Annotated in this window: 1 protein-coding gene; it reads right to left on the bottom strand. The window is 59.4% G+C overall.

Annotated elements, in window-relative coordinates:
- A partial coding sequence (locus AC1DKD_RS41920; protein ID WP_477144821.1) for a hypothetical protein occupies positions 1–527 on the bottom strand: 527 nt, incomplete at both ends.

The raw sequence follows: 527 nt of genomic DNA, 5'->3' as shown, positions 1-527 counted from the left end.
TTCAGCGCGTAGTCGCGTGCGCGGCAATAGCGCTGTTCTTCGGGTGTCATGGCCTGCTCGACGCCGCCGGGGAGGTACTGGCGGACGCCGATGTCTTCGAGTGGCTGCGGGTCGTTCAGGACCGGGATCAGCACCGGGACGAACTTTGGGATTCTCCAGGCGCGGAAGTCATAGAAGGTACGAAGGAAATTCCATTTGCGCTGGCGCCGGTCTGTCCCCAGCACATAGGCCATGCGTTCCATGCTGCCGGGATCATCCAGCAGTGCAAGTCCGAGAACAGCACCCTGACGCACGCCATAATATTTCGCTTCCAGGTATGGTCGGATATCGGCAACGCGTTGTTCCACAGGTACGGATATCTGGGCCATGGTCAGCAGGAGCTCCTTGTCATCTTCCTCTTCCGGAGGCTGCAGTTTTGCCTTGAGAATGGGGTAGACCTCGGGCCGCGGATCTTCGATCAAGCCATAGATGCTGTTGTATCCGCCGCCATTGCCGAAGCCCTGCGCTAGAAGCAGCGCGGATTCCTG

It is taken from the genome of Cupriavidus sp. 05T313 (genome assembly GCF_056396665.1).
This window is presented reverse-complemented; position numbering and strand designations above follow the sequence as displayed.